This is a genomic window from Bartonella tribocorum CIP 105476 (assembly GCF_000196435.1).
GTDB lineage: Bacteria > Pseudomonadota > Alphaproteobacteria > Rhizobiales > Rhizobiaceae > Bartonella > Bartonella tribocorum.
Genome location: NC_010161.1, coordinates 651,299 through 677,357 on the forward strand (window position 1 = coordinate 651,299; position 26,059 = coordinate 677,357).

The 26,059-nt window shown below is 37.8% G+C and carries 20 protein-coding genes and 1 pseudogene; 15 read left to right on the top strand and 6 right to left on the bottom strand.

Annotation, left to right across the window (positions count from 1 at the left end):
- The first annotated feature begins 213 nt into the window (after positions 1-213).
- The 7 genes from BTR_RS02955 to BTR_RS02985 all read left to right on the top strand — a co-directional run bounded on the left by BTR_RS02955 (position 214) and on the right by BTR_RS02985 (position 6,832).
- Positions 214-885 (top strand): DUF2659 family protein, encoded by a 672-nt coding sequence (locus BTR_RS02955; RefSeq protein WP_012231163.1) that lies wholly within the window; start codon positions 214-216, stop codon positions 883-885.
- Positions 886-889: 4 nt separating this feature from the next.
- Positions 890-2,314 (top strand): ribosome biogenesis GTPase Der, encoded by a 1,425-nt coding sequence (der, locus tag BTR_RS02960; RefSeq protein ID WP_012231164.1) that lies wholly within the window; start codon positions 890-892, stop codon positions 2,312-2,314.
- A gap of 1,830 nt (positions 2,315-4,144) precedes the next feature.
- A complete protein-coding gene (locus BTR_RS02965; protein WP_012231165.1) occupies positions 4,145-4,579 on the top strand; it encodes an AtpZ/AtpI family protein in 435 nt (144 codons plus the stop codon).
- A 7-nt stretch (positions 4,580-4,586) separates the two neighbouring features.
- Positions 4,587-5,345 carry a F0F1 ATP synthase subunit A gene (locus BTR_RS02970; protein WP_038474497.1) on the top strand — a complete coding sequence of 253 codons (759 nt, stop codon included), beginning with the start codon at positions 4,587-4,589 and terminating at the stop codon, positions 5,343-5,345.
- A 54-nt stretch (positions 5,346-5,399) separates the two neighbouring features.
- The gene (locus BTR_RS02975) at positions 5,400-5,630 is read left to right on the top strand and encodes a F0F1 ATP synthase subunit C (protein WP_012231167.1); all 231 of its coding nucleotides are present in this window, start codon (positions 5,400-5,402) and stop codon (positions 5,628-5,630) included.
- 129 nt (positions 5,631-5,759) lie between these two features.
- Positions 5,760-6,326 carry a F0F1 ATP synthase subunit B gene (locus tag BTR_RS02980; protein ID WP_012231168.1) on the top strand — a complete coding sequence of 189 codons (567 nt, stop codon included), beginning with the start codon at positions 5,760-5,762 and terminating at the stop codon, positions 6,324-6,326.
- An 11-nt stretch (positions 6,327-6,337) separates the two neighbouring features.
- Complete coding sequence (locus BTR_RS02985) at positions 6,338-6,832, top strand: F0F1 ATP synthase subunit B (RefSeq protein WP_012231169.1); 495 nt, start codon at positions 6,338-6,340, stop codon at positions 6,830-6,832.
- Positions 6,833-8,350: 1,518 nt separating this feature from the next.
- Here the strand turns inward: BTR_RS02985 and glyS are convergent.
- The 4 genes from glyS to BTR_RS03015 all read right to left on the bottom strand — a co-directional run bounded on the left by glyS (position 8,351) and on the right by BTR_RS03015 (position 14,418).
- Positions 8,351-10,573: a glycine--tRNA ligase subunit beta gene (gene glyS, locus BTR_RS03000; protein WP_012231170.1), complete on the bottom strand. Its 2,223-nt coding sequence runs from the start codon at positions 10,571-10,573 to the stop codon at positions 8,351-8,353.
- Positions 10,573-11,514: a glycine--tRNA ligase subunit alpha gene (locus tag BTR_RS03005; protein WP_012231171.1), complete on the bottom strand. Its 942-nt coding sequence runs from the start codon at positions 11,512-11,514 to the stop codon at positions 10,573-10,575. The genes glyS and BTR_RS03005 overlap by 1 nt, the downstream gene beginning before the upstream one ends.
- A gap of 97 nt (positions 11,515-11,611) precedes the next feature.
- On the bottom strand, positions 11,612-13,306 hold the full coding sequence (locus BTR_RS03010) for a tetratricopeptide repeat protein (RefSeq protein ID WP_012231172.1): 1,695 nt from the start codon (positions 13,304-13,306) through the stop codon (positions 11,612-11,614).
- A gap of 95 nt (positions 13,307-13,401) precedes the next feature.
- A complete protein-coding gene (locus BTR_RS03015; RefSeq protein WP_012231173.1) occupies positions 13,402-14,418 on the bottom strand; it encodes a polyprenyl synthetase family protein in 1,017 nt (338 codons plus the stop codon).
- A 237-nt stretch (positions 14,419-14,655) separates the two neighbouring features.
- Here BTR_RS03015 and BTR_RS03020 point away from each other — a divergent pair, with 237 nt between their 5' ends.
- The 7 genes and pseudogenes from BTR_RS03020 (at position 14,656) to BTR_RS03050 (ending at position 21,588) form a co-directional block, all read left to right on the top strand.
- Positions 14,656-15,444 carry a tRNA1(Val) (adenine(37)-N6)-methyltransferase gene (locus BTR_RS03020; RefSeq protein ID WP_012231174.1) on the top strand — a complete coding sequence of 263 codons (789 nt, stop codon included), beginning with the start codon at positions 14,656-14,658 and terminating at the stop codon, positions 15,442-15,444.
- Positions 15,445-15,629: 185 nt separating this feature from the next.
- Positions 15,630-16,478, top strand: a complete 849-nt coding sequence (locus tag BTR_RS03025) for a S49 family peptidase (protein WP_012231175.1) — start codon at positions 15,630-15,632, stop codon at positions 16,476-16,478.
- Positions 16,479-16,721: 243 nt separating this feature from the next.
- Positions 16,722-17,631: pseudogene (locus BTR_RS03030) on the top strand (4-(cytidine 5'-diphospho)-2-C-methyl-D-erythritol kinase).
- 240 nt (positions 17,632-17,871) lie between these two features.
- Positions 17,872-18,546 (top strand): ribonuclease HII, encoded by a 675-nt coding sequence (locus tag BTR_RS03035; protein ID WP_012231177.1) that lies wholly within the window; start codon positions 17,872-17,874, stop codon positions 18,544-18,546.
- Positions 18,543-19,505, top strand: coding sequence for an L-threonylcarbamoyladenylate synthase (locus BTR_RS03040; RefSeq protein ID WP_012231178.1), 963 nt, complete (start codon positions 18,543-18,545; stop codon positions 19,503-19,505). Before BTR_RS03035 ends, BTR_RS03040 begins: the two co-directional genes overlap by 4 nt.
- Before the next feature lie 2 nt (positions 19,506-19,507).
- Positions 19,508-20,917, top strand: coding sequence for an FAD-binding oxidoreductase (locus BTR_RS03045; protein WP_012231179.1), 1,410 nt, complete (start codon positions 19,508-19,510; stop codon positions 20,915-20,917).
- Between the two features lie 143 nt (positions 20,918-21,060).
- Complete coding sequence (locus BTR_RS03050; RefSeq protein ID WP_012231180.1) at positions 21,061-21,588, top strand: DUF6101 family protein; 528 nt, start codon at positions 21,061-21,063, stop codon at positions 21,586-21,588.
- Positions 21,589-22,521: 933 nt separating this feature from the next.
- On the opposite strand, the gene purD is transcribed toward BTR_RS03050, so the two are convergent.
- Positions 22,522-23,796: a phosphoribosylamine--glycine ligase gene (gene purD / locus BTR_RS03055; protein WP_012231181.1), complete on the bottom strand. Its 1,275-nt coding sequence runs from the start codon at positions 23,794-23,796 to the stop codon at positions 22,522-22,524.
- A 90-nt stretch (positions 23,797-23,886) separates the two neighbouring features.
- On the opposite strand from purD, the gene ubiA reads away from it, so the two are divergent.
- Positions 23,887-24,891 (top strand): 4-hydroxybenzoate octaprenyltransferase, encoded by a 1,005-nt coding sequence (gene ubiA / locus BTR_RS03060; protein ID WP_012231182.1) that lies wholly within the window; start codon positions 23,887-23,889, stop codon positions 24,889-24,891.
- Between the two features lie 539 nt (positions 24,892-25,430).
- Here ubiA and pdxH read toward each other — a convergent pair.
- Complete coding sequence (gene pdxH, locus BTR_RS03065) at positions 25,431-26,054, bottom strand: pyridoxamine 5'-phosphate oxidase (RefSeq protein ID WP_012231183.1); 624 nt, start codon at positions 26,052-26,054, stop codon at positions 25,431-25,433.
- Positions 26,055-26,059 lie beyond the last annotated feature (5 nt).

Here is a 26,059-nt window from a genome sequence, read left to right on the forward strand (position 1 = left end):
TAAATTCAAGTTATATAAAAATTGTCGTGTGAAGCAAAAGGATATTTACATCGTTTTTAATTGATACAGTTGCAAAAGCCACATCGATTAGGATACATGTTGCTTTGAAGTGAATAAACGGAGAAACTTGAAGACTTTTCGTTAATGAGGGCTACCCTCTTTGTCCATTTATGCGTAAAAGATAGAAAGTAAATTTTTTACAAGGTATGTTATATGTCGTATGATAGTTTTATTGCTGAAGTTAATGCAGAATTTCGTCAAGAAAAGGCGCTTGCTTTTTGGAGACGCTATGGTTTTTCAATGATTGGGGCCGTTCTTCTTTTCATTCTCATGATAACTATTTATCAAATTTATCATCATACGCAAATAAAGAAAGCCAGCTATGTTGGTGATGCATTTGTAAAGAGTCTTGAACTTGCGGATACACGTCATTTTGATAAGGCGATAAAGCAATTGGAGAATGTTAGAGACTCTCATTTCGGAGGATATCCTTTTCTTGCCCGTTTGCGGGAGGCTTCTCTACTTATGGAGCAGGGTGATTTTATTAAGTCGGTGGAGATCTTTGATTCTGTTGCGGCAGATGAGAAAGCACCGCAGATTTTGCGGAAAGTTGCGAAAATTCGAGCAGCCTATCTTTTAGTTGATTCAGGGACCTTGGATGATGTCAAAAAGCGCGTCAAAGATATGACAAGTGATATTGATCCCATGCGCATGTCCGCACGAGAGGCTTTAGGCTTAGCTGCTTATAAAGCAGGGAAGGTTGATGAGGCTGTTGATTATTTTCAGAAAATTTCTGAAGAAGGTGTTCTGAGATCAAATATAACAGATCGGGCTCGAATAATGCTTGAGCTTATGCAAGCTGAGGGCAAGGTAAATAAGGAATAAATCGATGAGCCTTACCATTGCTATCGTTGGTCGTCCCAATGTTGGGAAATCAACACTTTTTAATCGTTTGGTTGGGCAAAAATTGGCTTTGGTTGATGATAAGCCTGGTGTAACACGTGATCGGCGTATTCATGCGGCAAAACTTCAAGATCTACGTTTTGATGTGATTGATACGGCTGGGCTGGAAGAAGCAGGAGATCACACCCTTGAGGGGCGTATGCGTTCTCAGACAAAAGCTGCGATTGATGAAGCAGATCTTATTTTATTCGTATTTGATGCAAAGAGTGGAATAACACCGAGTGATTTAAATTTTGCTTCACTGGTTCGCAAATCAGGAAAACCGATTGTGCTCGTTGCTAATAAGTCTGAGTCAAAAGCGGCAACAGGGGGAGAGTATGAGGCATGGTCCTTAGGTTTGGGAGAGCCGTGCCCAATATCGGCTGAACATGGTTTGGGACTGAGCGATCTTCGTGATGCCATTATAGACGCTGTTGGGTCAGAGCGCGCTTTTAGCAACAACAAAGAAGAAGATATGACGATACAGCCTGCATCTGTTGGTGATGATATAGAAGATTTGCAGGAGGAGGGGCTTATTTACGATGAAAGCAAGCCTATTCGGATTGCCATTGCCGGGCGTCCCAATACAGGAAAATCCACTCTTATCAATAGTATGTTGAAGCAAGATCGGTTATTAACAGGACCAGAAGCAGGGTTGACACGCGATTCTATTTCTGTCGATTGGGAATGGCGTGGTCGTCATATTAAACTATTTGATACTGCAGGTTTACGTCGAAAATCGAAAATTCAAGAAAAATTAGAAAAGCTATCGGTTGCTGATACTTTACGTGCCATTCGTTTTGCCGAAGTGGTGGTCATTGTTTTTGATGCAACGATGCCTTTTGAAAAGCAGGATTTACAAATTGCTGATCTTGTGATTCGTGAAGGGCGTGTTCCAGTTATTGCTTTCAATAAGTGGGACCTTATTGAAAATAGTCAGGCTACATTGATTGATTTGCATGAAAAATGTGCGCGATTTCTTCCTCAAGTTCGTGGTTTGAGGGCTGTTCCTTTATCGGGGCAATATGGTCAAGGGATTGATAAACTCATGGAAAATATCATGATGATGCACCGTGTATGGAATCGTCGTATTTCTACGGCTAAATTGAACCAATGGCTTGAAATTGTTGTGGCACATCATCCACCACCTGCGATTTCCGGGCGCCGACTTAAGGTTAAATATATCACACAAGTGAAAACACGTCCCCCTGGATTTATGATTTCTTGCTCGCGTCCCAAAGTCATGCCCCAGTCGTATTTGCGTTATCTTGTCAATGGATTACGTGAAACATTTGATATGTCTGGTATACCAGTGCGCCTATCATTACGCGCTTCTGATAATCCTTTTGCGACACGTGCTAAAAAGAAATAATACCTCTTTATTTAAAAGTGAATGAAATCTACAGAGCCTTAAAAATAAGCTGTTTCATGATTTGTCGTGTTCTAAATATCGAAAATGAAATGATAACTTCAAGAGGCAAATTTCTCCTTTTTCATAAAAGAAAAAATCTTTATTTTCTAACATCTTGATTTATTAATAATCATTTATCATGAGTGCTATAGAGTTTTCTCATTTTAATTTCTCTTGATAAAGATTCTTTATTCGCATGTTATGAGAAGAATTTAATAGGGAGTATTTAAGAAAGAGCACACAATCCTTTTAAGGGTGTATTTTAATACAAAAATAAATACAATCTGAGGAGAGGGGATATAATGATGATGCTCATTTGAAAAGAAGCATTAAATTATCTTTTCATAAAAATAAAGGGTATTCATAAGCGCTTTTGCTTGCGATAATTATTTCTAAATAAAAAGCAAAAATATCTGCGGAATCTAACAATATTCAATTGTAAAGTGTGAGATTCAAAAAGTGGATTAAAATTGTATAAAGAGGTATAGCGGTCGTATTCAAGTTTTATTGGGCTCTATCTAAAATTGTAAATTTATTATATCTCGTACTTAAAGAAAAATCTCTTTATGCTTCTAAGCCTATTTCACGATGGTGCCTGTAAATAGAGGTATAACGTCAAATACCTTGCAAGTGGGATCATATACAACCCGTTGAGAATTTTCAGTTAAACAAAAAGTGCAAGTCTACTTGAATAAAAAGCATAAGCGAATGCTTTTATATTATTTTCAGCTTTCAAGGGTGTATCAATTCTATTTGTACCAATTCTCGTTTTGAAAAAGAGCATAAAAGGCAATTTTTCAACCGTTTTTAAGCACACATCAACCCTTCTTGTGATAGACAAAAACAGTTTTGATTACTTCAATATGAATACGCAAGAATATCTTATCAGAGTTTTTTTTAAAGAAGAAAATTATAGATTATAATTATAAATCAATGTGTTGTGCTAAAATGATCCCCCCATTGGATTCCATTTTCCTTAACGCATGATGGGTAAAGCCTACGCGATTGATTTACATTCAGTGAATATGTGTTTAGTATATTATGTTACCAAGAATAAGACATTAGTTATGTTTGTGCTATCTTATCAAAATGTTACACGATATATTTTGTATGTTTTGTGTAGATGAATTGACATACGTTCAAAATATTTAAATGATATAAGGAAAAATATGATTTTGACGGAAAACAAGACAGCATTCCATTTGTTTGCAAGCTAGAATAATGATGTGCAAGTGTGTTAATTTTAGTGTTTTAATTTAATAATACTTTGATTTATGATAATAAACCATCACTTTTTATCTTGAATTAAGAACGTCGAAAATCATAAGATTCTTTAATATTTCAAACATGTTCATGTTGAATTAAGAAAAATCTTTTGTTTGTATATCCCAAGCAAGATTAATGTGTGAGTAAAAACAGTTGAAAAAAAGAATTGTTTTTTATGCTTTTTTTCAAGATTAGGGCCGTTACAACATTGGAGTTAGCAAAGCGTATAATGGTGTCGGCTTGTCTCTTCATAAGCATAAAGATGGTGAATTTAAGAGTTTTATATTATTCAAGGAAGCTTTTATGCATTTTCTGGTGATGTTGTGAAATCAGTTTAGGGACTTTAAGAAATATTTTTTTTAAAAAGCATGTGAATTGAAAAATGCGTTATTTAGGCGATAAAATTTATACGATAATTTGTGATAGATTTCTTTTAGTATCTTGACGAATAAATTCGAGAACAATATGATGCACAAGACTTTACACGATGCATTTTTGCTTTGCTTTTTGATGAAGGAGCCGATGATGGCGATGGGCGAAAAACCCGTTACAAGCCGCAAGGAGACTGAAGGAAAAAAGCAAAGAGAGTGTTTTCATTCAGAGGATTTGGAATGTCGTAGTAAGAACTTAAGCGCAGCTTTAGTGCACAAGCAAGCGTTAAGGAAGCGGGAGCATAAGGATAGGCAGAAAAAGTCACAAGGAAGGATAGCGGATGCAGTTAAGCTTTCCAGTGAATTTTTAGCAAGTATTATTGTTGGTATTGTTTTGGGGGTGGGTTTTGATAAGTTAGCAGGTTCATGGCCGTGGGGATTGGTATTTTTTCTCTTTCTTGGATTTGCTGCTGGTGTATTGAGTATTCTTCGGTCTGTGGGGTATGTTTCCTCCAGTCAATTAGGGCAAAAAGGCGTATTGCGCCAAGATGAACAAAATAAAGGGACCAATGAGAGGTCCGATAAATGAGGTTGAAGTGACAGCGCACGCTCCAGATCCTATTCATCAGTTTGAGGTTTCACGGCTGATTAAGATTTCCATAGGAAATATGGATTTATCGTTTACAAATGTATCATTGTTTACAGTCGTTACGGTTGTTATAACTGCTGCTTTTCTCTTTATTTCATCATCAAGTCGTGGATTGGTTCCAACGCGGATGCAATCTCTTTCAGAAATGGCCTATGAGTTTGTCGCATCGACTCTGCGAGAATCATCTGGTGTGCAGGGAATGCAGTTTTTCCCTTTAGTTTTTTCTCTGTTTACTTTTATTTTGGTTGCTAACTTTATTGGTCTTTTTCCCTATTTTTATACGGTGACCTCTCAGATTATGATTACGTTTTCGTTGGCAATGGTGGTTATTTTGACGGTGATTGGTTATGGCTTTTATAAGCATGGGATCAGTTTTTTAAAACTGTTCGTTCCCAGTGGGGTTCCTGTCGTCGTTTTGCCTCTCGTGACAATGATTGAGATTATTTCTTTTCTCTCCCGCCCCATCAGTCTTTCGCTTCGTCTTTTTGCGAATATGCTTGCTGGTCATATTACGCTCAAAGTGTTTGCTGGGTTTATTGTTTCGATGATTGGGGTAGGAATTGTGGGCGTTGGTGGTGCGGTTTTGCCCCTTATTATGACTGTGGCGATTACGGCTCTTGAGTTTTTGGTTGCATTTCTTCAGGCTTACGTCTTTACAGTTTTAACATGTATGTATCTTAATGATGCAATTCATCCAGGACATTAATAGAATTGGCGGTTTTCCGTCGAATAGTGCAATTTCGCTTAAAAGGAGAATAATATGGAAATAGTGCTTGCAGCAAAATATATTGGCGCTGGTCTTGCTTGCTTTGGTATGGCTGGAACCGCTTTAGGGCTTGGTAATATTTTTGGCAGCTATCTTTCTGGTGCATTACGTAATCCATCAGCAGCAGATAGTCAGTTTGGACGTCTCGTCTTTGGTTTTGCTGTGACAGAAGCTTTGGGTATTTTTTCGTTGCTCATTGCTTTATTACTTCTTTTTGGGGTTTAATCATCATCAAAAGGGTATGTTTGTTCTCGCTATGAGGAAAGATTTACCCTTTTAGCTCTCAACCAGAAAAGTTGTTTGTCATTTATCATCGGCTAAAGAGGGTTTAAGCTATTTAAAGGATGAAAGAGGATGTTTATTGCCAGCGCTTATGCACAGAACACTGAAACGTCGATAGAACATATCAAGAAAGTGGCAGAGCATGCAAATCGTGTGTTTCCACCTTTTGATTTTGTTCATTTTAGTTCGCATTTTTTCTGGTTGGCAATTTCTTTCGGATTTTTTTATCTGTTTATCTCTCGTGTGATTGCGCCGCGTATTGGTGGTGTTATTGAAACACGTCGAGATCGAATTGCATCTGATTTAGATCAAGCAATGCGCATGAAGCAGGAAGCAGACACCGTTGTTGAAACTTATGAGCGGGAATTAGCAGAAGCGCGTTTGAAAGCGCATACGATAGCACAAGCAGCTGGTGAAGAATTAAAACAAAAAGCTGAGCTTGAACGGAAGGAAATTGAAGAGCGTTTAGAGAAAAAACTTGCAGATGCTGAAAAACAGATAGCAAAAATTCGGGATAAAGCGATGCAAAATGTTGGTTCTATCGCTGAAGAAGTCACTCTTGGAATTGTGAAAAAATTGATTGATGTTGATATCAACAAAGAGACTGTTCGTTCAGTTATTAAAACTGCGAATTATTGAGGAAGGCAAAAATGAGTGATACTTTTTGGGCTTTTGTTGGGTTAGTTCTTTTTTTGGCTCTTTTAGTTTATTTCCAAATTCCGCAGAAGATTATACACCATCTTGATGCGCGCGCAAAGCGTATCAAGGATGAGTTGGATGAGGCTCTGCGTCTTCGTGAAGAGGCACAAGAAATATTAGCTGAATATCAACGCAAACACGCGGAAGCAGAAAAAGATGCGCAAGAAATTATTGCAGCAGCAAAGCATGAAGTTGAATCTGTTATTGCTGAGGCGCGTACAAAAGCAGAAGAATATGTAAAAAACCGCAATAAATTGGCAGAGCAAAAAATCGCTCAGGCAGAAGCGGATGCAATACGCATGGTTTCTTCATCGGCTATCGATTTGGCAATTTCTACGGCACGTGTCCTTATCGCAAAGGAATTAGATTCTAACAGAGCAGATGAACTCGTTAAAGAAGCTCTTTCGAAAGAATCATTGAGCAAAATGAAAACACATCTTAATTAATGGCATTCTAGAGATAAAAAACTGTTTCTTTAGTTGGAGATTTTCTTTCAATATTGAATGCTTTAATCTACAATGTTGTGATGCTCGTTTTGAATTGGTTATGCATTGAGTTTAGAGAGCTGTATTTCCTAGCTTAGATTCGTCTTTGATTCTATTCATGGAAATTATAATGAGGCGTGCTATTGTTTTTATTTTTATGAAGCGATAAGCGAGTACCGTTATTGTGGTATCAATGAAGATATTTTGATGATTTTTGTATTGCGTAACTGCTTTTATGTTTAGCGGTTTTATGGAAAGCACCTCTCTCATTTTTCAAGAAATCTTTTTATCAGTTTTTAATCCCTCTTATCTATCACCATCATCTGAAGACGGTTATTACTCATGATGGGAGAGTTTAAAGTCAGAGATTTTTATTCTATATTCTCATTGAATCTGGAATAGCGATAAGCTGATGATTATAAAATCAATAATTTTGCTTCTTGATGATTTATTCAATTTTCTAATCAATCATTACAAAGTATCATTTATACTAGAGATTCTACAATTTTTTAAAGTTACCTCGAAACTTACAGGGGAATTTTTTAAGTGGAAGTATGCTCTTTATGGAAAACAGAGTTTTTTGACATACAATATATTTGATTTATATCACTAATTTAGCGTTGTTCAATTGGGATTAGAATCCTGAATACCGTAAAATTCTCTCGTTTCAAACCTATTCCACGTTGCATCAATCAAAATCATTTTCTTGCACGTGACAAGCGGAGGTGGTTTGTGGGCAAAAATTGTACAAGAAAGGTCTATCTCTTATGAACTTGTTTCAAGAACTAAGGGGTATCGGTGGTATTTGGGGCAGACAAAGTGTGTGACGGAGCTCCCTCTCTCCTTTATAAGCGGGTAGTACTCAATGGCTTTATTATTATACCATTCATGGGCTCCATCGTGAAAAGAGCTTGGATGGCTTAAGAAATTTTCTTTAAAAACAAGCTAATGAATGAATAATCCAATGGCATTTTGTCTTACAGAATACCTATGTACTAAATATTTATTCACTTGTTTTTAAAAGACATTTTTCAACATATCTCTTGCTTCATTTTACGACGACATCTGTGAAGAGTAGCACCTCCCCATAAGGTGTATAAAATCTACGGAGCGTGATCATTTTTTTATTTTAATAAAAATTCAGACCGATAGCATTTATATTACTTGGTCAATGCTCCTAATTTTGCAATAGCACTTGGCACCGTTCATAGGAAGCGCTTATACTCTTTTCGTCAATATGGTATCGACATCCTCTCTCGATTTGTGGTGTGCAAAGGAGCACTTTTAGTTGATTCAATAAAAGAGAAGGAACTTGTAATGAGAAAGATTTACGATATTCAGTGTTATTGACGATAAAAGTTCTACTACTTTTTAAAGTTAGATCAAATCTCACGGGAAACTTCTTTATAAGGTTTTGGAATATTTATTAATAAAAAAATCCATTCTCATTATTTTTATCAGTTAATGGACATTTTAGGTTTACAGGGCAAGTTTTGAAAAGTCTGCAACCGCTTGTGTAATCGTGTGAGTACGTTTGAGAAGAGCAAGACGGTTAGCACGAACATCAGGTTTTTTATCGTTCACCAATACCTTTTCAAAAAATAGATCAATCAATTTTCCAAGTGGCGCTAGAATACCGAGTGCAAATGATAAATTTGTTATATTGATGGGTGCAAGAACCTTTTTTTCTACTTCACAGATTGCATGATAGAGCTGCTTTTCTTCTTTCTCAAAAAAGAGCTCAGGATTAATTTCATTCGCTATTGTTGTGCTTTTTTGAAGTTCATTTTGAAGAATATTGGCAGTACGTTTTACAGAGGCTACAAAGTTCATTCCATCATGGGTATTGATAAAAGCGATAAGAGATTCGACATGACGTGCAACCAATAAAAAATCATCAGAATCTTTGTTTAAAACGGCTTCAAGGGCATCGTAACGAGCACCTTCCTCTTTTAGATAGATTTTTAAACGGTCATGAAAAAAGAATAACAGATCTGATAAAATAACCTCTGTTGTTTCTGGAAGAAGATTCTGCAATTGTGGATTTTCTCTTTGAGAGATTTCATATTTATTTTTTTGTTGTACAAAAAGATTCGTTGCCAATTGAAACAATGGCATAAGATTGATTTTCCAGTCTCGCGAAAGTATAAGTCTAATAATTCCTAGGGCTGCTCTTCTTAACGCATAGGGATCTTTTGAGCCCGTTGGTTTTTCATTAATAAGCCAAAAGCCAACCAGCATGTCAATCTTGTCGGCGAGCATAATGGTTATAGCAAGTGGTTCTTGCGGAAGACGATCTGCTGGTCCTTGAGGTTTATAATGCTCTTCTATTGCTACAGCTACGCGAGGATCTTCCCCTTGAAGAAGGGCATATTTGTGCCCCATAACTCCTTGTAGTTCAGGAAATTCTCCGACAATTTCTGTTTGCAAATCAGCTTTTGCAAGAATTGCAGCACGATTCGCTAAGAGAGGATCTGCTTGTATCAAAGGTGCAATTTTTTGTGCGAGTGTAGCAATGCGCTCTACTCTTGCACTTTGCGTGCCTAATTTGGCGTGAAAAGTTACATTCAAATGATCAAGTCGTGCCATTCTCTGATCAAGAGGTTTCTTTATATCAAGATCAAATTTTTTTATAGAAGATTCCAATTGTTGAATATCGGGCAAATCACGCTGATCTTTTTGCCAAAAATAGAGTGCATCAGAAAGACGGGCACGGACAACCTTACTATTTCCTTTCGAAATTTCTTTGCCTTCATCATTTGCAAGAATATTAGAAACAAGAATAAAATGATGAGAAAGTTTTATTTTTTCTCCTTGTTTCCGGGTGACAAAACATTTTTGATTGGCTCGAATGGTCAAGCGAATAATTTCGGGAGGAATATCAAGGAATGACTTGTCAAAATCCCCCATAAGGATAACAGGCCATTCAACAAGACCAGCAACTTCTTCTAAGAGGGCTTCATCTTGAATGAGTTCTAAACCGTTTGCAAAGCAAAGATTTTGGGCGTCCGCTAAAATAATATTCTTTCGTCTTTCGGCATCCAGAATGACTTTATGAGTTTCAAGTTGCGTCACATAATCATCAAAGCGGCGCACTTGAAATGGCTTTCCGTCACTTAAGAAACGATGACCATAAGTTAGATTGTTACTTTCAAGAGAACCAATTGTAAACGGAATAACATGCGTCTCGCCAATTTCTGGTCCGAAGATGCAAAGAATATTTTGCAAAGGTCGAATCCACTTTAGAGCACCACTTTTTGCTGAATCCTTTCCCCAGCGCATAGATTTCGGCCACGGAAAGTTGCGGATAATATCTGGTAAAATATCGGCAAGAATTTCTTCTGCAGCACGGCCTTTTTTTACAATTTTAGCAATATAAAAATCACCTTTTTTATCATCATGTCCAATATGTGCTTCAGAAATATCGTTGAGTCCCGTTGCACGTAGAAAACCATCAATGGCATACTGTGGTGATTTTGTACTAGGCCCTTTTCGTTCCTCATGGACATCTTTTGAACGTATAGAAAGTCCGCGTATGTCCAATGTTAGTCGACGAGGTGTCCAATATTCACGAGCAGCTTTATAGGTCAATCCAGCATTCACAAGTTGATCTGTAACAGTTTTTTTAAGGTTAGCTGCAGCTTTTCGTTGCATACGTGCAGGGATTTCTTCACTGAAAAGTTCAAGAAGAAGATCAGACATTAGGCTTCTCCAGTATATATTTGTCCAGCTTCTGTGAGTAAGAAGGCTTCCCCACAACGGCGAGCGAGATCACGAACGCGAAGAATATAATTTTGTCGTTCGGTTACAGAAATAACGCCACGTGCTTGCAGGAGATTAAAGATATGGCTCGCTTTAATACATTGATCATAGGCTGGAAAAACACAGCGGTGTAATGCATTTTCTTTATTGGGTTTTCCCACATCAAGAAGAGCGTTGCATTCGCATTCGGCATCGATAAAATGCTGGTGGAGCAATTTTGTATCAGCAAATTCGAAATTATAATATGAATATTCCTGTTCTGCCTGTAGAAAAATATCTCTATAACTTATTTTATTTTCTTCCTCCAAACCATTAAAGTTAAGGTCATAGACATTATCAACTCCTTGGATATACATTGCTAGACGCTCAAGACCATACGTGAGTTCTCCTGAAACTGGAGCGCATTCAATGCCGCAAACTTGTTGAAAATAAGTAAATTGAGAGATTTCCATCCCATCACACCAACATTCCCATCCAAGCCCCCAAGCGCCAAGGGTTGGGCTTTCCCAGTCATCTTCAACAAAGCGAATATCATGCAATTTCGTATCAAGCCCGATAGCTTGTAGCGACTTTATATAAAGTTCTTGTAGATTGGGCGGAGAGGGTTTGAGAAGCACTTGAAATTGATAATAGTGTTGTAATCGATTTGGATTCTTACCATATCGACCGTCCGTTGGACGCCGAGAGGGTTGGACATAAGCAACTTTCCAAGGTCGTGGACCTAGAGAGCGTAGCGTTGTTGCTGGATGAAAAGTTCCAGCTCCAACTTCCATATCGTAAGGTTGCAAAATTGCACATCCATAGTGGGCCCAATAATTTTGCAAAGTTAAGATTAGTCCTTGAAAAGAACTTTTAGGGTTAAGATACTCAGGCAGTTTCACGCTTTATACTCTTTAAATATTGAACGACATAGAGAACGACCAAAGAAACTTTAATCTCTTTGTTTGTTATTTTATGTGGTTTACGGTTAAGCATTGTTTATTGCAAACCAAATTTCAGTTTTTCTTGAATTTGTTTAGAATTTTCAGGTTTTCCGTCAATTGCGTGGTTCCATTGAAATATTGCTTCACGTTTACGTCCAACTTTCCAATAGGCATCTCCTAAATGATCATTCAGTGTTGGATCCTCAGGTTGTAGTTTGACAGCATTTTCCAATATTTGGACTGCTTTGTCGTATTCTTTTAGTTTATAATAAGCCCATCCTAAAGAATCGAGAATATGACTGTTGTGAGCTTGCAAAGCAGAAGCTTTTTGCAGCATATGGAGAGATTCTTCAAGCTTTTCACCTCGTTCTACAAGGGAATAGGCCAAATAATTCAGAACCTGCGGTTGGTTGGGGAAAAATTCAAGTGATTTTCGCAAGTCAATTTCTGCTTTTGGCCACTGTTTTAGACGTTCAAAAGCAATACCACGCTGATAAAAAAGTTTCCAATCGTCCTGCTGAAAGTTTTTTATCTGGGCAATAGCATGGTCTAGAGTTTTAGTCGCTTCAAGAAATTTATGGTCCTGCATATAAAAGGCAACAAGCGTTATCAAGATGTTACGATCATTGGGAAATTTTTTATTTAACAATGTGAGTAATTTTATTGCTTCTTTATAACTGTTGTTATTGGCAAGAAGGAATGCAAGATGAAGTTGTCCATCTTTATAATAAGGAGATTGAGGGGATAAAGCGCGATAAAGTTTAATTGCTTGATGAGGATCGTCCAATTTAGCAGAAATGTGTGCGAGCTGAAACAGTGTTGCGTCATTTTGAGGATATAGGGCGAAAGATAATTGTTTGAAAATACGTGCAATGCGTCCTGAGTTTTTGTGATTGAGAGATGTTCCAAAATTATATAACACCTCGGCGGCTCCTTGTTGAGGTGTTTTAATCAATCTTTCTAAGAAAGCATTTTTTTCAATTTTTTCTCGAAAGTTTTTCAGGACTTCTCGACCCGACAACATTTGTTCGCCATGCTGGATTGTCTGAAGAGCTTGATTGCGCATATTATGGCGCAATTGGAATGAGGCATAGGCTGTAATAATACGTTCATAGGTATTAGGAGCGATAAGAGTCCCTTGTTTGTTATTCAGTGCTTTAATAAAATATTTTTTTGCATCTTGTGGTTGTTCTGCAAGGTCGCTCATAAGTGCTAGATGATAAGATATAAAAAGCTCATACCAGACAGGACCTTTGAGCTTCTTAAGTTCAGAAATTGCTTGAGATTTTTGTCCAGATCCAAATGTAATCCAAGCTCCAATGAGTTCAGGTATTGGGTTATTGGCTGTCGGAGGTTCTTTTAACTGCAGAAAAAGCTTAGCATTTTTATAGTCTCTTTTGATGAGACTTTCTATTGACAATGTTAAGGAAACAAAGGGAGTTATAACATCTTGCTCTTTGAGTTTTTTGGCTTGTTGCACAGCTTCTTTAAAGTCTCCGACCAAGAGCATAGCTTCAAGGAGTTCTTTTTGTGTTTCAATGTTATCAGGTTGATAAATGAGTGCCTGTTTAAGATAATTGATAGCAAGATCTGTTTTATTTTCATGATTTGCTACCCTTCCGGCTAAATAAGCACCTGTAAATGAGCTTGTATGAGTCGTCATGCTTATTTTACTGTAGGTAGGGGATGGCATCAGCATGATACCCACGATAAAGAGGGTAAAAAGTCGGGATACCGTTGCAGAGCACATGGAGCTAATCCTTTTCAAGATAATCAATCGATTGTGTCGTTTATAAATCATATCTCATTACTTTTTTGAAAAAATACTGCGATTCTTGCACAGAATCAGTTTATGCGTGCAATACAAAACTCAACAGTTTCCACGAGAGCATTATAAGCAGGATTTTCATTCATGGGAATAAGAGCATCAATTGCACGTTTTCCATAGACGCGTGCTTGTTCTATGGTATCTGTGATACTATTATATTTCTCCATTAAGTGTTGTGCGTGTGCGAAGGCTTCATTACTGTTATTGCCGTCTTCAAGGGCTTGTTTCCAGAAAGCTTTTTCATCCATATTCCCACGTTCATAGGCAAGAATAACAGGCATTGTGATCTTTCCTTCCCGAAAATCGTCCCCTATATTTTTTCCTAAGTTTTGAGCACTACCACTATAGTCAAGGGCATCATCAATCAATTGGAAAGCTAATCCCAAAGATGTTCCATATTCACGTAATGCAGAACGCTCTTTATGTCCATAGCCAGCAACAATGGGGCCTACTTCAGCAGCTGCTGAAAAAAGTGCTGCTGTTTTTGCATTGATGATTTTGAGATAGTCTGAAGAGCTGGTTTTGATATTTTTTGCGGCGGAAAGTTGCATAACTTCTCCTTCAGCAATAATTGCAGCAGCATTTGCTAGAACAGAGAGCGCTTCTATAGAGCCAACATCGACCATCATTTTAAAAGCTTGTCCTAACAAGAAATCTCCAACAAGAATACTTGCTTGATTTCCCCAAATCATTCGTGCTGTAGATTTTCCGCGCCGTAAATCACTTTCATCAATTACATCATCGTGTAACAAGGTCGCGGTGTGCATAAATTCAACAGCTGTTGCAAGCTTTATATGTCCGTCACTTTGATAACCAAACATATGAGCAGAAGCTAATGTGATCATTGGGCGTAACCGTTTTCCCCCTGATGAAATAAGATGATTGGAAATTTCAGGGATCATCTCAATTTCTGATTTTGCCATAGAGAGGATAAATTGATTAACGCGCTCCATATCTTTTTGCGTAAGATCAAAAAGTGATTGAAGAGAAATTTGATTATTTCTTATTTGTTCTGGTTTGATAACTGCACTCAATATGTTGACTCCTAGAATATTGCAATGGACATATATAAATTTTATTTACTCGCTAACATAAAGGGGGTTTTGTTTTGACTCAAGCTTTTGATGGCGCTTTGAAGTGTAAGCTTGGAATGATATTGGCAAGAATTTTTTTTAGTGGGTATAATGTTGTTGTTTTGAAATGATAAAAAAATTAAAACAACAGCTGAAGGATAAAAGGGTGGTTTATAAAGGTGAACATTAGGCTTTTAAATGGATGAAACAACGAATCAGATCAGTGAAACAATCGACAGTTTTCATCGCGGGAAATTTTATTTGGTTCAACCCTATAAACATGGTCATCGTTCTGGAATGGATGCGATGTTATTAGCCAGTTTGGTTCCTACTGATTTAAAAGGCAAGGTTGCTGATTTAGGGGCGGGGGCTGGAGCAGCAGGGTTAGCTATTGCTTCGCGTTGTCCGCAAGTTCATGTTACATTGGTTGAACGTTCATCTTTTATGGTATCTTATGCACAAAAAACGCTCATGCTAAAGCAAAATAAACAATTTACTGGCCGAATTTGTTTGTTAGAAGCAGATGTTACCCTCAAAGGGAATGCTCGTATAACAGCAGGTTTGATAGATAATAGCTTTGATTTTGCGATTATGAATCCGCCTTTTAATAATCCTACTGATCGTAAGACACCTGATAAACAAAAATCTGAAGCACACGTTATGCCTGAAGCGATGTTTGATAACTGGTTACGCAGTGCAGCAGCTATCGTTAAGCCAGGCGGATACTTAGGCCTCATTGCGCGTCCACAATCTCTAACAGATATCTTGCATGCTTTAGAAGGCCGCTTTGGTGGTATTTGTATCATTCCCATTCATGCACGTGCAACAACTCCGGCAATTCGTCTTTTATTTTACGCAAGACGGGGGAGTAGAGCAGCTTTATCTATTTTACCGGCATTGATTATACATGAAGGGAATAGCCATATTTTTTCACCACGGATTGATGCAATCAATAATGGATATATAAGCTTGTGGGAACTTTTTTAATGGTCTCTTGTATTTTTCAGTTTATTATTTAAAGTTCAAACTTTGTTATGAGGAGGCTTAGCTTTGGGTGAAATTATATTTCTGGTTGTCATGTGGGGATTGATCGGCGCTTTTGGATGCTATCGCGTTCTTCCTATTTTTTTTCCTGGCCTATTTAATTGTTCTTAAATTAAGGAGATTTTGTTTTGATAGATGTTTTAAAAAATTTTATTCAACGCCGTTTTTCCTCCAATAAATTTGAAATTCCTGTTGTTCGCCTTAAAGGGGCAATTATGGATTCATCATCTATATCGCGTACGCTTTCCCTCAGTAGATGTGCCAATCTTTTAGAGAAGGCTTTCGCGCACAAAAAGTCACCGGTTGTTGCACTTATTATTAATTCTCCTGGAGGATCACCTGTACAATCGCGTTTTATCTTCAAGCGTATTCGTGATTTGGCAGAAGAAAAAAATAAAAAGGTTCTTGTGTTTATTGAAGATATCGCAGCATCGGGTGGTTATATGATTGCTTGTGCAGGGGATGAAATTTTTGCAGATCCTTCTTCGATTGTTGGTTCCATTGGGGTGGTTTCAGCTTCCTTTGGTTTTCCGGAACTTTTGAAGAAAATTGGTGTGGAGCGGCGCGTTTACACAGCAGGAAAGAATAAAGTTACACTCGATCCATTTCAGCCTGAAAAAAAGGCGGATATTGAGCATTTGAAATCTCTCCAACTTGAAGTGCATCAAACTTTTATTGATTTAGTTAAAGAACGGCGTGCGACAAAATTATCAGATGATTCGAATCTCTTTACAGGAATGTTTTGGAGTGGGAAAAAAAGCGTTGAACTTGGTCTTATTGACGGGTTGAATGATGTCCGTTCTGTCATTAAAGAGCGCTTTGGTAGTGATGCAAAACTTCGATTGATTACACCTCCAAAAAGTTTTTTAGGATTTAAAGCGCCTTCAGGAGTGACGGCTCATACGGTTTATACAGCTGTTGATAGTGCATTGATGGCAGCAGAAGAGCGGGCACTTTGGCAACGTTACGGTTTGTGATAGACGGGGATCATTCAAGCAAGAGGGGATTTTATCTAAAAAACAGATGTTAGAAGAAATAAAGGCTTGAAACGATACCAATGAGAACGTGTCATCTATTTTATGTGAGAGTTTTTCGTAATATTTGCTGTTTGTTTAGAAAAAATGAAGAATATTTCGAACTGTTTATAGGGCTGGTGTTAAAAGTATGAATAAAAGGGAGATTGTTGTAAAAGAGCCCTATAAAAGTGAATATTACGTCATATGATATCGGATGTACAAGTTTCGTTCCAAAGATATGTCTCATGTATTTACACCTATTAAATTGAATTTAGCTCTGCACGTTGTAGGGCAACGTGCTGATGGTTATCATTTAATCGAAAGTTTAGTTTATTTTAGTCTTAGCGGTGATTATCTACACTATGAACCTTGTGAAAGTGATCAGTTTGTTTTAACGGGACCGTTTGCGAAAGAACTTATATCTCATCCAGATAATTTGGTTGTTCGCGCACGGGACTTTATGCATAAGACTTTCCCTGAAGGGGCACACCCTACTTTTTTTCGTCTTGTAAAAACACTCCCTGTTGCTTCAGGCATTGGTGGTGGCTCAGGCGATGCCGCAGGGGTTATCAGTATATTGCGTCAACAATGGAATCTTGATTGCCCTTTTGAAAAATTAGCAAAAATGAGTTTAGTCCTTGGTGCTGATGTCCCCATGTGTCTTTTTGCATTGGAATATCATCAGCCACTTTTGGTTAAAGGGATTGGCCAAGAGATTATACAACTAAAAGAAGCTTGTTCTCTTGCGATAGTATTGGTTAATCATGGACAAGAGATTTCAACACAAGCTGTTTTTAAAGCGTTAGACAAGCGCCATCATCCTTCTTTAAAAATTGATCCAATCGCTTTAAAAAGCGTTGATTCATTGGTTGAAGCTTTACAAGAAACGCGTAATGATCTTTTTTCTCCGGCATTAAAAATGGCACCTCAGTTAACACAAGTGCTATCTATATTGGATGAATGTGGTTCTCTTTTTTCTCGTATGTCTGGAACGGGAGCAACTTGTTTTGGCATTTTTAAAAATCAACAAACAGCGCAACAGGCAGCTCTTTTGATCAAATCAATGCACCCAAATTGGTTTGTAAAATCGATCATGACTTTAGGAACTATTTGAGAAATAAATAGCTTTCATTTTGTCCTGACTCTACTATACATAATGAAGAGGGGTACTAAAGAAATCTATTTTTTGTTTTTTAGATAAAATGAATACATGCGAGAATAATCTTTTAGAAGCGAAAATAGATGATAGGGTACTCTTTTTTTATTTCTATATTTTGTGCAAAAGTTTACGCAATGTTTGAAAAGCTATTTAAAACTGTAACGCTTACAAAAAATAAGCAGGTTGCAGAAATAGGTGTATGTTTTTTGTATTTGTGATTTATCAAAGAGGTTTAGTTTGTCGTTTCAACCAAATTTTTTGTGCGAATTAGGTTTGCAGAAACAAGGTTTTTTTCATGTAGCAGGGGTTGATGAAGTAGGACGGGGACCTCTCGCTGGTCCTGTGGTAACGGCAGCAGTTATCTTGGATAAAGATCGTATTCCTGATGGGTTAAATGATTCAAAAAAGCTTTCTTTTCTCCAACGAAATAGGCTTTATCATGAAATTTTGCAAAGTGCATTAGCCGCTTCAATCGCTAGTCTTTGTGCCCGTACAATTGATCAATCTAATATTAGAAAAGCAACTTTAGAAGCAATGCGTCGCTGTATTATAGGGTTAGCTGTTCCAGCCCACTATGTACTTGTTGATGGACGCGATATCCCCTCTGAGTTGCCCTGTCCTGCAATGGCATTGATTAAGGGTGATCAGCGTTCGGTTTCAATTGCAGCAGCATCTATTATTGCGAAAGTAACGCGTGATCGGATGATGGAGTGTGCAGGACAAGTTTACACAAATTATGGTTTAGAGAAGCATGTAGGGTATGCAACATTAGCCCATCGTAGGGCTCTTGATAAATATGGTCCAATTGTAGGGCTACATCGCTATAGTTTTGCCCCACTTAAAGAGCGTTATAGGAATGATGTATCATGACGATTCGACCGCTCAATAGCGTTTCGATAAAAGAAGCAATAACGCTTCTTGAACAAGGCAGGTTGGTAGCGTTACCAACGGAAACTGTTTATGGATTAGCGGGCGATGCAACCAATGGAAGGGCACTTTCTTCTATTTTTTCTACAAAAAAGCGTCCGCAATTTAACCCTCTTATTGCGCATGTCAACGGTATCGAAATGGCGGAACGCTATGTTGAAATTGATTTTCTTTCGCGTCGCTTAATGGAGGTTTTTTGGCCTGGTCCTTTGACATTGGTTTTACCTTTAAAGAAACAGCATAATATCCATCCTTTAACGACTGCCGGTTTGGATACATTGGCTATTCGTTTTCCAGACAGTCGTTTTGCGGAAATTGTACAATGTTTGGGGCGTCCACTTGCTGCGCCTAGTGCGAATCAATCGGGGCGTCTTAGTCCTACTTCGGCTGAGGCTGTTTTTACATCTTTGGGGGAATCTGTTCCTTTGATATTGGATGGAGGACCTGCTAAAATAGGACTTGAGTCAACGATTATTAAGATTTGTGGTGAAAGGATTTATCTTTTGCGTCCAGGGGGGCTTGCGGCTGATAAAATTGAAGAAGTTGTGGGAAGGTCTTTAAAACGGATAGATCAAAGGGCGGCGATTGAAGCTCCAGGAATGTTAAAGACACATTATGCGCCCAATGCCGCGATTCGTTTGAATGTAGAAAAGGTGGAAAATGGTGAAGCGCTTTTAGCATTTGGTCCAAAGCGCGTTATGGGGGCTGAAAATGCCGCTTTTATTTTAAATCTTAGCGAGGGAGGAACGTTGGAAGAAGCAGCTTCTCATTTATTTCAATACATGAAGGAGCTGGATTCATTTAAAGTGCGATGTATTGCGGTAGAACCTATTCCTTCATGGGGACTAGGGGAAGCGATCAATGATCGTCTTATACGGGCTGCGGCTCCAAGGGAGAAATGAACATGGAGCAGGAATTAATTGAAAGGTTTAAAGAAATTGTTGGTGCCAAGTATGCTATAACAGATCAGGCATTGATTGCGCCGTATTTGCTTGAAGAGCGAGGACTTTTTCACGGCAAAACACCCTTACTTTTACGTCCATCTTCACCGCAAGAAATCTCATTGATTATGCAGTTAGCGAGCCAAACACGCACACCAATTGTACCTCAGGGTGGAAATACAGGGCTCGTAGGGGGGCAACAACCAGATGAAAGAGGAGAGAGCGTTCTTTTATCCATGGAGCGATTAAATAAGATTAGAGCGATGAATCTTGAGGGAAATTTTGTTGTTGTAGAAGCGGGTGTTATTTTACAGGATTTACAAAAAAAAGTGGATGAAGCGGGCCGTTTTTTCCCGCTTTCTTTGGCTTCTGAAGGTTCTTGCCAAATAGGAGGAAATCTTTCGTCAAATGCTGGAGGGACTGCTGTTTTAGCCTATGGCAATATGCGTGATCTTTGTCTTGGTTTAGAAGTTGTTTTACCGGATGGTCGCCTTTTGGATGATTTGCGCTTTGTTAAAAAAGACAATAGCGGTTATGATTTGAAAAATCTTTTTATTGGAGCAGAAGGTACATTAGGCGTTATAACTGCAGCCGTTTTGAAGATTTTTCCAAAAATAAAAGGTAAAGCCATTGCTTTGGTAGGATTATATAGTCCAGCGAAGGCTCTTGAGTTTTTATCTCTGGCTCAAGAATATGGAGGAGGGATGGTGACGGGTTTTGAGTTCATGGGAAATCTCAGTTTTCAAATGGCTTTAGATTATAAGATGTGTGAGAAGTCTCCCCTCCAACAGAAACATGAATGGTATGTATTAATGAACATTTCATCGTTGCAAGGCGATGATGAAGCTTTATCTGTGTTGAGCATTATATTAGAAAAAGCCTTAAAGAGGGCGGTGATAGAAGATGCAATTGTTGCGCAATCCTTAAAACAGCAAGATTTTTTTTGGCAATTGCGGGAAAGTATATCATTGGCACAGAAGTTGGCGGGAGGGTCTATTAAGCACGATATTGCAGTACCACTTGCTTCCATTCCTGATTTTATTGCTAAGGCAGCTCTTATTGTTGAAGATATTGCTCCAGGCGCACGGGTGGTCTGTTTTGGACATATGGGGGATGGAAATTTGCATTATAATATTACACAACCAATAGGTGCTGATACGACAGCATTTTTGCAGTTATGGTCAAAAATGAATCATCGCATTCATAGGTTAGTGATGGACTATCAAGGTGCATTTTCTGCTGAGCATGGAATTGGTCAGCTTAAGCGGGAAGAACTTCGTTCTTTTAAATCGCCTGTCGCATTGGATATTATGCGAGGGATTAAAAGAATACTCGATCCTTTAGGAATCATGAATCCTAGAAAAGTATTATAATTCAAGAATGCTGGTCTATATTTTTATTTAGGTTTTAATAACCAAAAAAGAAATCTGTTGTTTTTTATTCAAACTTTTAATAATCCAATGAGGAAAAGCTGCTAAAAGGTGTATGTTATCTAAGTTAAATTGGGACACTGTATATGGCTAATCAATGCTTTAATCAGGCAAAAGCGGTGCTTGAATTTCGGTTAGATCCGTGCCATTTGCCACAAACGACGACATATTTTTCATCCAAAACGGGCAATGAGGTCATTTGTTCGTTAAATGAGCGCGGTGTTTTTTTTAAAATGGATAAGCTTTCAAGTTTATCGCATTTAGTCCCCCCTTGTCATTTCAAAGGAATTGCGGCACGTACCGTAAAAACGCGTTCAGGAGAAAGAGCTGTTGCATTAGAGTTACTTCATGCAGATGAGGAATCTTGTATTCCGCTTTTGGTTTCCAGAGATTTGAATAATGTTCTTCTGGATTGGCGTTTATGGGCAGATACTTATAATCTTCCCATGCTTATGATTAATGAAGATAATCGCATCGTGGTTGTAAAAGATCGTTCTGATTTACATCATTTTTTTTATGCAACGCCACGTTCTAAACAAAAGCGTTTTTCACTTCGTTATAGCAACCCGTTAGGTTTGCGTTTAGTGATTGCGAATCGAATTGCACTTCAGTAATATCAATATGTATTCATTTTTATGCGATCATAAGCATTGATTTTGTTGAGCTGTGAAGCGCTGTTATTCAGCGTGATAATGCGAGGTATATAGGCTTCGCTACATGAAGTGTTTTTAGGGGACGTGGTGAATATTCTCCAGTTTTCTTGTCACGTTATGTCAGTGAAACATATGAGTGTAAATTTCAGGGAAAACTCAAGAGGAGGCCACTCAATAAGAAGCTTAATTGTGTGAAGGCTGGAGCTATTAGGAGTCTTCATTCTTTAAGGCAAAGAGGAAGTCAAGGATTGCAAATGAGAGTTTTTTTTGACAGTAGATATTGGCAGCAGAAATTGATTATATCCAATGCTTTTTTATTAATGATGTAATTTTTAGTTTTGCTACATCGTTAAAACACGAGCAGATGGCTGGGAGTATTTTTAATTTCCTTTTTTGTAAAGCAAGTTATTGATTTATAAAAATAATGAATCACTTTGTTATATTGCATGAGAGCTAGGAATATAATATTGCCATTTCGTTTCTCTCTTATAATCAAAATCATTTTCTTGCACGTTACAAGGAAGGGATGCGCCCATGTGGGTGAGAACCATTAAAAAAACAAAAACTTCCTGATAAGTTTTCTAAATAACAAGGGTTATCGATAACATTGGGCGTTGGGTACAACGATAGTATGGGTTTTTATCTTTATTTAGTTAAGATTGCAGAATGGGCTTATACTCTTCACGGTTAAGATCGTGAAGGGAAAGAAAGAGCATGAGAGATATTGCTTTGTTCGTGAATAACATGAAGCGCATTCTTTTTTAGGTATTTTACTTTTTTAAGGAAAATATACTTATTTTTTTCAAAGTTATGGTCAAGATAAAATAATAAGAAAATTAGCGTATCGTGCTGTTAGGTGAAAGAATCAAATCATAAAAAAGAATACCAAAAGATTTAGCTTTCTCGGGCAATGGCTCGCCATCCGATATCACGACGAACAAAGCCTTCTGGCCAATCAATACAATCAACTGCTTCATAAGCACGTTTTTGTGCGTTCGTAATGGTTTTTCCTGTTGCTGTTATATTGAGAACACGTCCTCCATTTGCAATAAGTTCTCCATTGCGCAATGCTGTACCAGCTTGAAAAACTTTTACATCAGGAAGCGTGTTTACTTTATCAACGTTACGGATAACAGTTCCTTTTTGGGGAGAGGATGGATAACCATGAGCAGCCATAACAACAGTAAGAGCAGTTTCATCGGACCACTGAAGAGGTTTATTTTCAAGCTTTCCTTGAGCTGCGGCAAGAAATATCGGTAGAATATCATCTTTGAGGCGCATCATTAAAACTTGACATTCGGGATCACCGAATCGTACGTTAAATTCAATGAGTTCGGGTCCTTTTTGCGTTATCATCAATCCGACGAAGAGAATGCCTTTAAAGGGGGCACCTATTTCGTGCATACTTTTTAAAGCAGGTTCAACAATTTCTTTGAGGGTACGATTCACCATTTCTTCGGTCATAATGGGCGCTGGTGAATAAGCTCCCATACCACCGGTGTTCGCTCCCGTATCTCCATCTCCCACACGTTTATGATCTTGAGCAGATCCAAAGGGAAGAGCAATTTTACCATCACAAAGACAGAAGAAGCTTGCTTCTTCACCTTCAAGAAAAGATTCGATAACAATTTTGTTTCCTGCATCTCCAAAGGCACTTTTGAAGCAGGCATCGACTGCGTTAAATGCTTCTTCTATCGTTGTTGCAACCACAACACCTTTGCCAGCTGCTAAGCCATCTGCTTTAATGACAATAGGAACCCCCCGTTGATGAATGTAAGCTTTGGCTTTCGCCGCATCATTAAAGCATTGGTAACTTCCTGTAGGAATGTTATTCTTACGACATAAATCTTTTGTAAAAGCTTTTGAACCTTCTAGTTGAGCAGCTTTTTGAGTAGGACCAAATACACAGATTTTAGCCCTATTAAGAGAGTCAGTTATACCAGAAACCAATGGTGCTTCTGGTCCCACAATCACAAGATCAATAGAATGTTCTTTACAAAAATCAATAACAAGGGGGTGATCATCAATGTCTAAATTAATATTTTCACCAAATTCTGTTGTTGCAGGATTTCCAGGAGCGCAATATAACTTTTTCAGCAGTGGTGATGCTGCTATCTTCCATGCTAAAGCATGTTCTCGTCCACCTGAACCAATAAGAAGAATATTCATGGCTTGCTCCTCTCATAAAAGATGATTAATCTCATTTCCTTCTCATAAGAATGAAATGTCTCTATCGCAAGACTAAAGGTAAATCATTTGATGAAAAAAAATAAAAATATCGCACCTGTTCAGTCCTATGATAGCCAAGGACGGGTTATGGATGCATCCTCCAATCAATGGGTCTATAATTTTCTTCCCTGTTCTTTATGGTTTTATGCGCAATTGGCGCGTTGGGATCGGCCTATCGGATGGCAATTGTTGATGTGGCCTTGTTTTTGGTCAACAACAATGGCTTTTCTCTCTCATGACATGCATGATAAACCTCTTTTACCAATATTTCTTCATTGGGTTTGGTATCTTTTTCTTTTTTTTCTAGGATCCATCGCTATGCGAGGGGCAGGATGTACTTGGAATGATCTTGTTGACCATAAAATCGATTCTCAGGTAGAGAGGACACGTTCTCGCCCATTACCGACGGGTCATGTGAGTCGGTTTCAGGCAAAAGTTTTTATACTTGTGCAATGTTTGGTTGGTTTAGGTGTTTTATCACAATTTAATACGTTTAGTTTTTTTCTAGGTATTTCGTCATTGATAGCTGTTGCATTTTATCCTTTTATGAAACGCGTCACCTATTGGCCGCAGTTTTTTTTAGGCGTTGCATTTAATTGGGGAGCATTAATGGGGTGGGCTGTTGTGTTTGGAAGTTTAAGCTGGGCACCAATTTTACTTTATGTGGGATCAATCTTGTGGACCATAGGATACGATACAATCTACGCACATCAAGATAAAGAGGATGATGCTACTGTTGGTATCGGTTCTACGGCACTTCTCTTTGGTAAAGGAACTAAGCGTGCTTTAGTATTTCTGTATGGTGGTTTTGTCATATTCGTTAGTTTAGCATTTTATTTGGCTAAAGTTCCTCTCTTGAGTTTTTTGGGGATTTTAGCGGCAAGCATTCATATGTTTATTCAAATTAAAGTCATTGATATAGATGACAGTTCACAATGTCTCAGGCTTTTCAAGTCTAATTCGCTTATTGGTTTTTTGATTTTTGCTGGTTTAGTCTGTGGTGATCTATGGATGATATTTTATCCTACAGTTTAACAACGCGTTAGCTAAAGTCATACATTCTATACTGATGAGGAGAGGAATGAAAATGCAAAGATACTTTCATTGATTTTAAAGTTTATTATTTTTTTCATTTTCACAGTTTGATTGTATTTTACGATTGGTTTTGTTCTAGAACTTTCTTATTTGAAATAACGGCTTTGTTAAATTTATTGAAATAAAAATAGGTTTTAGAAGGAATAGACAACTTTTTTAATTGAAAGTGCACTTTCTATTTATTCATCAGAATCAAATTATATTGCGACTGTTTTATTTTAGGCTGCATTTAAATATTACTGCTTTGCTTATCAGAAATTCAAAAGTAAAATCGTAGCTTTTGCTGAATACAGCATTTTTTCTTCAATTAGCTTATTGCTAACCTAGCTTCAAGCGATAGAGAATATTATCAATCAACTTTTATCGTAAAAATAAAATTCTTCTTTCAATGAAAGAAGTCATCTCTTTTAAGAATTTTGCAAATAGAAAATAATCATTTAGCCGTTAGGAAAAAACTCAGAACAATGAAGCTTGAAGGATTATGGGTAGAGTTTTTGTCTTTTCCAATTGTTTTGTTCAACACAATCGCGTGTAAAAAGCAGACGATCATGTAGACGAAATGGGCGATCACACCAGAACTCTATAGAAAGGGGGTTAACACGAAAACCAGACCAATAAGGTGGCCGTGGAATATTGCCTAGAGCATAACGTGCAGTATATTGAGCAATTGCTTTTTCGAGCACAAAACGATTTTCTAATGGTTGAGATTGTTTAGATGCCCATGCTCCAATGCGACTCCCACGGGGGCGTGATTGGAAATAGGTATCAGCTTCCTGTTGACTGACTTTTTCAACAATTCCTCTTATTCTAACCTGACGACGGAGCGATTTCCAATGAAACCCTAAGGATGCTTTCATTGATTTTAAAATTTCTTGCCCTTTACAGCTTTCATAATTGGTATAGAAGACGAAGCCTTGAGGACTATAGTCTTTAAGGAGAACCATACGAACATTAGGGAGTCCGGTTTCGTCAACTGTTGCAAGTGCCATAGCATTCGGATCATTTATTTCGCTGATCGCTGCTTCTTCAAGCCACTTTGCAAAAAGTTCAAAAGGTTTTTGCATTTGCATAAAATAATCGTCTGTTGGTATTTTATCGCTCATAGTGT